Source organism: Flavobacterium sharifuzzamanii, assembly GCF_003254585.1.
Taxonomy (GTDB): Bacteria; Bacteroidota; Bacteroidia; order Flavobacteriales; family Flavobacteriaceae; genus Flavobacterium; species Flavobacterium sharifuzzamanii.
In genome coordinates this window covers 1-487 of record NZ_QJGZ01000017.1, presented here as the reverse complement: position 1 = coordinate 487, position 487 = coordinate 1, and the positions used below count along the sequence as shown (strand labels likewise).

The window sequence follows — 487 nt, the reverse complement described above, 5'->3', positions numbered from 1 at the left end:
ATTCTACTGCGAGAATTGCTTCTAGCGAAAAAGGCGCCGCAAACGGAGTGGCAACTCTTGATGCAACTGGAATCATTCTCACCTCACAACTGCCAAGTTATGTTGATGATGTATTAGAATTTACAAACCTTACAAGTTTTCCTTTAACAGGTGAAACAGGAAAAATCTATGTTGCAAAAGATACCAATAAAACCTATCGCTGGAGCGGAACGGCTTACATCTTTATCACTAGCGGTGCTGTAGACAGCGTTGCAGGCAAGACCGGCGTGGTAACATTAGCCAAAGCTGATGTTGGTTTGGCAAATGCCGACAATACTTCTGACGCCGCTAAAAATGTTTTATCAGCCACTAAATTAACAACTGCAAGGACTATTAATGGTGTTTCTTTTGACGGATCATCAAATATTACAATCAATGCTGCCGATTCTACTGCGAGAATTGCTTCTAGCGAAAAAGGCGCCGCAAACGGAGTGGCAACTCTTGATGC

Annotated in this window: 1 protein-coding gene; it reads left to right on the top strand. The window is 42.7% G+C overall.

The features are described 5' to 3' along the window. On the top strand, positions 1-487 hold a 487-nt coding region (locus DMA14_RS00075), incomplete at both ends, for a hypothetical protein (protein WP_203418207.1).